Annotated in this window: 10 protein-coding genes; 3 read left to right on the top strand and 7 right to left on the bottom strand. The window is 70.3% G+C overall.

What is annotated here, in order from left to right:
• From ACFE86_RS19985 to gap, 5 genes are all read right to left on the bottom strand, one after another.
• On the bottom strand, positions 1 to 125 hold a 125-nt coding region (locus ACFE86_RS19985), incomplete at its 3' end, for a class II fructose-bisphosphate aldolase (protein WP_375457083.1).
• Between the two features lie 43 nt (positions 126 to 168).
• Entirely contained in the window at positions 169 to 423 is a 255-nt protein-coding gene (locus ACFE86_RS19990) for a hypothetical protein (RefSeq protein WP_375457074.1), read from the bottom strand.
• Between the two features lie 74 nt (positions 424 to 497).
• On the bottom strand, positions 498 to 1,700 hold the full coding sequence (locus tag ACFE86_RS19995) for a phosphoglycerate kinase (protein ID WP_375457075.1): 1,203 nt from the start codon (positions 1,698 to 1,700) through the stop codon (positions 498 to 500).
• 19 nt (positions 1,701 to 1,719) lie between these two features.
• The gene (locus ACFE86_RS20000) at positions 1,720 to 2,196 is read right to left on the bottom strand and encodes a hypothetical protein (RefSeq protein WP_375457076.1); all 477 of its coding nucleotides are present in this window, start codon (positions 2,194 to 2,196) and stop codon (positions 1,720 to 1,722) included.
• Positions 2,197 to 2,361: 165 nt separating this feature from the next.
• Complete coding sequence (gene gap / locus ACFE86_RS20005) at positions 2,362 to 3,369, bottom strand: type I glyceraldehyde-3-phosphate dehydrogenase (RefSeq protein WP_375457077.1); 1,008 nt, start codon at positions 3,367 to 3,369, stop codon at positions 2,362 to 2,364.
• Positions 3,370 to 3,762: 393 nt separating this feature from the next.
• On the opposite strand from gap, the gene ACFE86_RS20010 reads away from it, so the two are divergent.
• The 3 genes from ACFE86_RS20010 (at position 3,763) to ACFE86_RS20020 (ending at position 5,853) form a co-directional block, all read left to right on the top strand.
• Positions 3,763 to 4,089 (top strand): DUF4164 family protein, encoded by a 327-nt coding sequence (locus ACFE86_RS20010; protein ID WP_375457078.1) that lies wholly within the window; start codon positions 3,763 to 3,765, stop codon positions 4,087 to 4,089.
• Between the two features lie 80 nt (positions 4,090 to 4,169).
• Positions 4,170 to 4,580, top strand: coding sequence for a cell division protein ZapA (locus ACFE86_RS20015; protein ID WP_375457079.1), 411 nt, complete (start codon positions 4,170 to 4,172; stop codon positions 4,578 to 4,580).
• A 58-nt stretch (positions 4,581 to 4,638) separates the two neighbouring features.
• Entirely contained in the window at positions 4,639 to 5,853 is a 1,215-nt protein-coding gene (locus tag ACFE86_RS20020) for an SMP-30/gluconolactonase/LRE family protein (protein ID WP_375457080.1), read from the top strand.
• 335 nt (positions 5,854 to 6,188) lie between these two features.
• Here the strand turns inward: ACFE86_RS20020 and ACFE86_RS20025 are convergent, their stop codons facing one another.
• Together ACFE86_RS20025 and ACFE86_RS20030 are read right to left on the bottom strand one after the other, a co-directional pair.
• Positions 6,189 to 7,064 carry an RNA polymerase factor sigma-32 gene (locus ACFE86_RS20025; protein WP_375457081.1) on the bottom strand — a complete coding sequence of 292 codons (876 nt, stop codon included), beginning with the start codon at positions 7,062 to 7,064 and terminating at the stop codon, positions 6,189 to 6,191.
• A 322-nt stretch (positions 7,065 to 7,386) separates the two neighbouring features.
• The coding region (locus ACFE86_RS20030; protein WP_375457082.1) for a CarD family transcriptional regulator at positions 7,387 to 7,827 on the bottom strand (441 nt) is incomplete at its 5' end.

Here is a 7,827-nt window from a genome sequence, read left to right on the forward strand (position 1 = left end):
TCGGTGGCGTCGGCCGCCGCCATGATGGCGAGCCCCTGCTCCATGTTGTTCATGTTGAAGGCCGGCACGCCGTAGCCGTACTCAGCGGCATGATCGAGAAGCTGCCTCAGGGTGATGCGTGCCATGGTTTGCCGTGTCTCTCCGAAGATGACCGTGTCGGGGGGTGCGTCAGGCGCGGGCTTCGAGCGTGGCGACGCGCTCCTCGACCTCGCTCACGCGGGCGTCGAAGTCGCCGGCCGTCGCCCGCACCATCACCAGCATGCCGGCGGCGTTGCGCCGGTCCTTGCGCATGCCCGTCTCGAGGCGTTCGAAGCGGGCGTTGGTTTCGTCGCGGAAGGCTTGCGTCTCGTCCCGCAACTGCTTGACCGCCGATTGGATGCTGCGCAGGATTTCGATCGTGAGGTTCTCCACGTTGTCGCTCATGAGTCGGACCGTCCCTAGCTATCGATTCTTTCGACTATAGCGCAGCGATTTCCAATTTTCCCATTCAGCCGTCCTCAGGCTTTGGCCCGCAACGCCTCGACGCCCGGCAACGTCTTGCCCTCCAGCCATTCGAGGAAGGCGCCGCCCGCGGTCGAGACGTAGCTGAACTGCTCCGACACGCCGGCATGGTTCAGCGCGGCGACGGTATCGCCGCCGCCGGCGACCGAGACGAGCTTGCCGGCGACCGTGCGCGCGGCCGCATGACGCGCGGCGGCGACGGTGGCGGCATCGAACGGCGTCAGCTCGAAGGCGCCCAGCGGCCCGTTCCATACCAGCGTCGCGGCCTCGTCGATCGCAGCATTGATCTCGGCGACGGATTCCGGGCCTGCGTCGAGGATCATGCCGGCCTCCGGCACCGCATCGACCGAGACCGTCTCGTGCGCCGCGTTCGCCGCGAACGCCGAGGCGACCACCGCGTCCACCGGCAGGATGATCCGGCAGTTAGCGGCCCTCGCCGCCGCGAGGATGCGCAGCGCGGTCTCGGCAAGGTCTTTCTCGCAGAGCGACTTGCCCACGGGCAGCCCCTGCGCGTGCAGGAAGGTGTTGGCCATGCCGCCGCCGATCACCAGCATGTCGACCTTGGCGACGAGGTTTTCGAGCAGGTCGATCTTCGAGGAGACCTTGGCGCCGCCCACCAGCGCGATCACCGGGCGCTTCGGCGATTCGAGGCCCTTGGTCAGGGCATCGAGCTCGGCCTGCATCAGGCGGCCGGCATAGGCCGGCAGGCGGTGGGCGAGCCCTTCCGTCGAGGCGTGCGCGCGGTGGGCGGCCGAGAACGCCTCGTTGACGTAGAGGTCGCCGTTCTCCGCGAGCGCGTCGGCGAAGCCTCCGTCGTTTGCCTCCTCGCCCGCGTGGAAGCGGGTGTTCTCCAGGAGCAGCACGTCGCCGTCCTTCATCGCGGCGACCGCGGACGACGCGGCCGCGCCGACGCAATCCGCGGCAAAAGCCACCGGGCGGCCAAGCATCTCCGACAATGTCGCGACCACGGGCGCCAGCGAATCCCCGGCCGCGCGCTTCCCCTTCGGCCGGCCGAAATGGGCGAGCAGCACCGCCTTGCCGCCCTGGTCGGCGATCTCGCGGATCGTCGGTACCACGCGCGCGATCCGGGTCGCGTCGGTGATGCGGCCCGCATCCATCGGCACGTTGAGGTCGATGCGGAGCAGCACGCGCTTGGCCCTCAGCGGGCCGGCGTCGTCGAGGGTGCGGAAGGCGTTCATGCGGTCCTGCGGGTCGGGATCAGCGCGCGGGTGCCGTGGGACCGGCCCGCGGCGGCAGCAGGCTGTCGAGATTCAGCCGCTGCACGGCGACCGTCAGCACCACCGTCAGCACCGCGGTGATGATCGCCGTGAGCACCAGCGCGCCGGTGCCGGGCAGGCGCCGGGTGCGCTCGGTCAGGCCGCGCATCTCCGAGCGGAGCGCCGCGAGGTCGGACTGGCGCGCCGATTCGTTCATGCGGTTTGCGGCGTTCTCGACCTTGTCCTCGACGCGGCTCAGCAGGGACTCGGAGCGGGCGTACTTGTCCTCGATCCGCGCGGTCTTGTCCTCGATCCGGGCGAGCTGGTCGAAGAGCTGGTTGGCCGGAATCGCCATCGCGCCGGCAGTGGCGGCCGGAACCGGCGTCGCCGCGGCTGGGGCGGGCGCGGGCACGGCAGGAGACGGCGTCGGCGGGACGAAGCCCTGGCCGGTGGAGGATTTCTGCGAGGCGTCGGTCATCGTGGGCGTGCCCTTGAGTTTGCGATCCGGGCGCTCGTCGCGGGAGCCGGGCCTCCCGGCATCGGGACCGCGCGATCCCGATCTGTCCCCTCCCGATGCGCCCCCTCCCGATGCGCCCCTCGGCTCGACCGCGCCCGCGACGGATCGCGGCCGAGCCGGGAGCGGTCAGATCAGCTTGGCCATCGCCACGGCGGTGTCGGCCATGCGGTTCGAGAAGCCCCACTCGTTGTCGTACCACGCCAGGATGCGCACGAAGGTGCCGTCCATGACCTTGGTCTGGTCGAGGTGGAAGGTCGCGGAATGCGGGTCGTGGTTGAAGTCGATCGAGACGTTGGGCTGGTCGGTGTAGGCCAGCACGCCCTTGAGCGGGCCGTCGGCCGCCGCCACGATCGCCCCGTTGATCTCCGCGACCGTGGTGGCGCGGCCGGCCGTGAACACGAAGTCGATCGCCGAGACGTTCGGGGTCGGCACGCGGATCGAGGTGCCGTCGAGCCGGCCCTTCAGTTCCGGCAGCACGAGGCCGACGGCCTTGGCCGCGCCGGTGGAAGTCGGGATCATCGACAGCGCCGCGGCGCGGGCCCGGTAGAGGTCCTTGTGCATCTGGTCGAGCGAGGGCTGGTCGTTGGTGTAGGAGTGGATCGTGGTCATGAAGCCGCGCTCGATCCCGACGCGGTCGTTGAGCACCTTGGCCACCGGTACGAGGCAGTTGGTGGTGCACGACGCGTTCGAGATCACGCGGTGGTCGGCGGTGAGCTTGTCGTGGTTGATGCCGTAGACCACCGTGAGGTCGGCCCCGTCGGCGGGTGCCGAGACGATGACGCGCTTGGCGCCGGCGTCGAGATGGGCCTTGGCCTTGTCCCGCGTCGTGAAGATGCCGGTGCATTCGAGCGCGATGTCGACGCCGAGTTCGCGATGCGGCAGTTCCGCCGGGTTGCGCACGGCGGTGACCCTGATGCGGCTGCCGTCGACGACGATGAATTCGCCGTCGACCACGACCTTGGCGTCGAAGCGCCCGTGGATCGAGTCGAAGCGCAGCAGGTGGGCGTTGGTCTCGACCGGGCCGAGGTCGTTGATCGCCACCACCTCGATGTCCCGGCGCGCGGCCTCGTGGATCGCCCGCAGCACGTTGCGTCCGATGCGCCCGAACCCGTTGATGGCAACCTTCACCGTCACGGCGTGACTCCTTCCAGATGGGCGGCGCCGCGCGACGGGCGCCGTTCGATGAGACCCGGGCGGCGCGTCGCCCGTCCGGGGATGCGGCAGGCTCTATCGGCCGCCGGATTGAACCTGGGATGAACCGGCTCGGGGCTCGGGCACGCGTCGCCAGGGACCATCCGTTCGACGGACGATGCGGGCGAGGGCCTCGAGGCTGGCACGGGTCGGATATCCGGAGCGGGCGCGCGGAGCCGGTCGGCCGCGTGCGGCGGCTGTCTAACATGGGGCTCCGGGCTGTCAAAGCGAAGCCCGTGACAAAGCCGGGGACCTGACCGCCCCGGCGTTCCGACGACGGGCGCGTCGGATTCGGCTGGAATTCCGCCGCGCCTTGGAGAACACCTGCTATCCGACATGAGTAGTCCCGCAAGCCTTCCCGACGATCCCGCCGCCGATCCCGCAGCCGACGCCTTCCACCGGCTCGATGCGGCGCTCGGCGCCCTCGAAGCCGCCGTCGCGCGGCGCCTCGAAGCGGATGCAGACCCCGACGACGTCGAGGCGGAGCGCGCGATCATGGCCGAGGACCGCGCCCGCCTCGCGGCGGCGCTGGATGCCGCGAGCGCGCGGCTCGCCGAAGTCGAGGCCGCGACGGACGCGGTCGGCCGCAGGCTCGAACGGGCGATCGACGCGGTGGAGGGCGTGCTCGCGCAACCTGCCGGCGATCCCGCCCCGGCGGCTTGACCCGGCCTGCGGACCCGGTTCCAATCCGATCCGGCCCGCAAGACCTTATCGACCCGCAAGACCTTACCGGCCCGCGAGCGATGCCCCAGATCAGTGTCACCATCGACGGCAAGAGCTACCGCATGGCCTGCGGCGAGGGCGAGGAGGCGCATCTGACCGCGCTGGCGGCCGGCCTCGGGGCGCGGGTCGTCGAGATGCGCGCGGCCTTCGGCGAGATCGGCGACATGCGCCTCCAGGTGATGGCGGCGCTGACGATCGCCGACGAGGTTTCGGAGCTGAAGCGTCAATTGTCACTGGCCGAGGACGAGACTGCCCGGCTGAGGTCGGCGTCCGAGGCCGCGGCGGAAGAACGAACCCGGCAGGCGGGGCGCGTCGCCGACGGCGTGGCGAAGGCGGCTGCCCGGATCGAGCGAATGGCGCGGGCGCTCGACGGACCGGGCGGTCGGGACACGCCGAAGCTCGCTGAATCCGGCCTCGCCCACCGGCGATGAAGCTTGGCCGGCCGTTCGCGCGTTGGGACATCGTTTCCCATCCGCGAGAAGGCCTTCCATGTCAGGTTCGATCACCCGCGCTTGTGCGTCCCTGCTCGCCGGGACCCTGCTGGCGGCGCCCGCCCTCGCGCAGGAGCCGGCCGCGCGGCAGCCGGCCCCCCATCACGGGCCGGACCTCACCAAGGTCGCGAGCTTCGCGCATCAGGTCACCGGCGTCGCCGTCTCGAAGGACGGTCGCATCTTCGTCAACTTCCCGCGCTGGACGGAGGACACCGCCGTCTCGGTTGCCGAACTCAAGGACGGCACGCTGACGCCGTTCCCCGATGCCGAGTGGAACGGGTGGCGCAACACGAGGAAGGACACGGTCTCGGCGCGCGACCACTGGGTCTGCGTGCAGAGCGTCGTCGCGGACCCGAAGGGCAACGTTTGGGTGCTGGACCCGGCGGCGCCCGCCATGGCCGCTGTCGTCAAGGACGGGCCGAAGCTCGTCGAGATCGACCTGAAGACCAACAGGCCCGCCCGCACCATCGCCTTCGACGAGACCGTCGCGCCGCAGGGCTCCTACCTCAACGACGTGCGCTTCTCCCCCGACGGCAGGACCGCCTACCTCACCGATTCCGGCGCGAGCGGCGCTCTCGTGGTGGTCGATCTCGACAGCGGCAAGGCTCGGCGCCTCCTCGACGGCGACCCGACGACCATGCCCGACAAGAGCGTGACCGTGAGCTACGACGGCAAGCCGCTGCGCCGCCCCGACGGACGCGGCGTCGAGTTCGCGGCCGACGGCATAGCCCTCTCGGTGGACGGCAAAACGCTCTACTGGCAGGCGATCAAGGGCAAGACGCTCTACAGCCTGCCCACCGACGCGCTGACCGGCTGGCTCGCGTCGTCCGTCGTTCCGGGCGCGCTGACCGACCAGAGCCTGTCCGGCAAGGTCGAGACGGTGGGTGAGAACGGCCCGGCCGACGGTCTGATCATCAGCCGCCACGACGGGCGGATGTACGTCTCGGCGCCCGAGGAGGACGCGGTGAAAGTCCGCGACCTCTCGGCCAGGGGCGGCAAGCCGACGGTGCTTGTCCAGGACCCGCGCCTGCGCTGGCCCGACACCTTCGCCGAGGCGCCGGACGGCACGATCCTGTTCACGACCTCGCACATCCAGGACTCGGCATTCTACAAGCCCGGTGCGCCGGCGGCGCTGCCGACCGAGTTGTGGCGCATCAGGCCGAGCTCGGCCGACGCCACCGGCTCGACGGGCAGCACCATCGCACCGCGCTGAGGATGCGGACGGCTCCCGGCGCCGGTCGGGGTCCGCTCCTGCGCCCGACGCGAGCATGCCGGGTTGTCCGGGCCGGACAGGCGGCTCCCGCGGCTTCCTCTCACAGGGGCAACGGTATGCACACAGCCCGCACGGGTGATCGACGCGCCGCTATAAAGGTGAATCGGTAGCCCGCCGGGAGAGGGGGGGCGGTGGAGGCGCAACGTTCCCGGCGGGGGTCTTCACTCGCATCCGGCTCCTCGTCCGAGAGCTACCGTCGCGAACGCGGCCGAAACACGAAAGGCCCGACCTTGCGGTCGGGCCTTCTTCGATCACGTCGCTTTCATCCGACGGCGTCAGCCGGCGTAGGCCGCGCCGGTCGTCTGCGGGAAACGGTCGGCGAGCGCGCGGCGGAGTTTTTCCAGGGCGCGGTTCTCGATCTGGCGCACACGCTCCTTCGAGATGCCGAGGCGGTGGCCCAGGGCTTCGAGCGTCGCCTGATCCTCGGCGAGCCGGCGCTCGCGCAGGATGCGCAGTTCCCGCTCGGACAGGACGGTGAGCGCCTGCTGCAGCCACAGGTGGCGGCGCTCGCCGTCGACGGTGGCGGTGACGGTCTCGTCGGGAAGCGCGGCGCCGTCGATCAGGAAGTCCATGCGCTCGGAGGAGGCTTCGCTCTCCTCGCCCACGGACGCGTTGAGCGACATGTCGGGACCCGACAGCCGCGCATCCATCAGCGCGACGTCCTCGCGGGAGACGCCGATGGCGGTGGCGATCCGCTTGTGGATCTCGTCGCCGACCCGCTCCTCGGTCGATTGCATCAGGCGGGCGCGCAGGCGCCGCAGGTTGAAGAACAGCGCCTTCTGGGCCGAACTCGTGCCGCCGCGGACGATCGACCAGTTGCGCAGGATGTAGTCCTGGATCGAGGCGCGAATCCACCACGTCGCGTAGGTGGAGAACCGCACCTCCCGCTCCGGCTCGAACCGGGCTGCGGCCTCCATCAGGCCGACATGGCCCTCCTGGACGAGGTCGGCCATCGGCAGGCCATAATGGCGGAAGCGGCCCGCCAGCGCGATGACGAGGCGCATGTGGGCCGAGATCAGCTTGTGCAGGGCGCGCTCGTCGCGGTCGTCCTTCCAACTGACGGCCAGCCCGCGCTCCTCGTCGCGCTGGAGGAACGGCGCCTCCATCGCAGTGCGAATGAATTGCCGACGAATTCCTGCGATTTCCGCCATGCCGCCTGCCTGTTTCTTCCGAGCACGTCTGCGGCCGCTCCGGCATGGCCGGAAACCCGCACAAGGCTCCCGACAACGGAGCCGCGGCGGCGAAGGTTCCGCCGCGATGCGGCGGCGGCCGCATTCGGTGGTCCCGACACCCGCTTCGCTCGCGCGGTCGTCCCGCGTGGACGCGCGGACTCATCCTCTGAGGAACGAGAATCGCGGCATGGCCCTGCGATTCGCAAGGGCCACGACGCACGGGACAAGAAAAAACCCGATGCTCGCGCACCGGGTTCTCCCAGGTCTCTCCCAAGTCTCTCGGCTGCGGCGAAGCGCGCGCTCAGGCGGCCTCTTCCTGGATGTCCTCGGCCTCGGGCTCGGCTTCCGCCTCGGCCTCCTTGCCGCGGCGAGGCGACTTCGAGAGGCTCTGGTCGACCAGCTTGAGCGCCTCGGTCTCGGTGATCCGGTTCACGGTCGAGATCTCGCGCACGATCCGGTCGAGCGCCGCCTCGTAGAGTTGACGCTCGCTGTAGGACTGCTCGGGCTGCGCCTCGGAGCGGTAGAGGTCGCGCACCACCTCGGTGACCGAGAGCAGGTCGCCGGAATTGATCTTGGCCTCGTATTCCTGGGCGCGGCGCGACCACATCGTCCGCTTGATGCGGGCCCGGCCGGTGAGCACGTCAAGCGCCTTCCTGACGAGTTCCGGCTCGGCGAGCTTGCGCATGCCGACGCTGTTGGCCTTCGCGGTGGGGACGCGCAGGACCATCTTGTCCTTCTCGAA

Origin of the sequence: uncultured Methylobacterium sp. (assembly GCF_964244095.1) — a bacterium.
Taxonomy (GTDB): Bacteria; Pseudomonadota; Alphaproteobacteria; order Rhizobiales; family Beijerinckiaceae; genus Methylobacterium.

What these genes read in the sequence shown, in the direction of transcription:
- ACFE86_RS19995 (WP_375457075.1), bottom strand. Translation starts at nt 1,700, where the DNA reads ATGAACGCCTTCCGCACCCTCGACGACGCCGGCCCGCTGAGGGCCAAG.
- ACFE86_RS20010 (WP_375457078.1), top strand. Translation starts at nt 3,763, where the DNA reads ATGAGTAGTCCCGCAAGCCTTCCCGACGATCCCGCCGCCGATCCCGCA.
- ACFE86_RS20000 (WP_375457076.1), bottom strand. Translation starts at nt 2,196, where the DNA reads ATGACCGACGCCTCGCAGAAATCCTCCACCGGCCAGGGCTTCGTCCCG.
- ACFE86_RS20020 (WP_375457080.1), top strand. Translation starts at nt 4,639, where the DNA reads ATGTCAGGTTCGATCACCCGCGCTTGTGCGTCCCTGCTCGCCGGGACC.
- ACFE86_RS20015 (WP_375457079.1), top strand. Translation starts at nt 4,170, where the DNA reads ATGCCCCAGATCAGTGTCACCATCGACGGCAAGAGCTACCGCATGGCC.
- ACFE86_RS20025 (WP_375457081.1), bottom strand. Translation starts at nt 7,064, where the DNA reads ATGGCGGAAATCGCAGGAATTCGTCGGCAATTCATTCGCACTGCGATG.
- ACFE86_RS19990 (WP_375457074.1), bottom strand. Translation starts at nt 423, where the DNA reads ATGAGCGACAACGTGGAGAACCTCACGATCGAAATCCTGCGCAGCATC.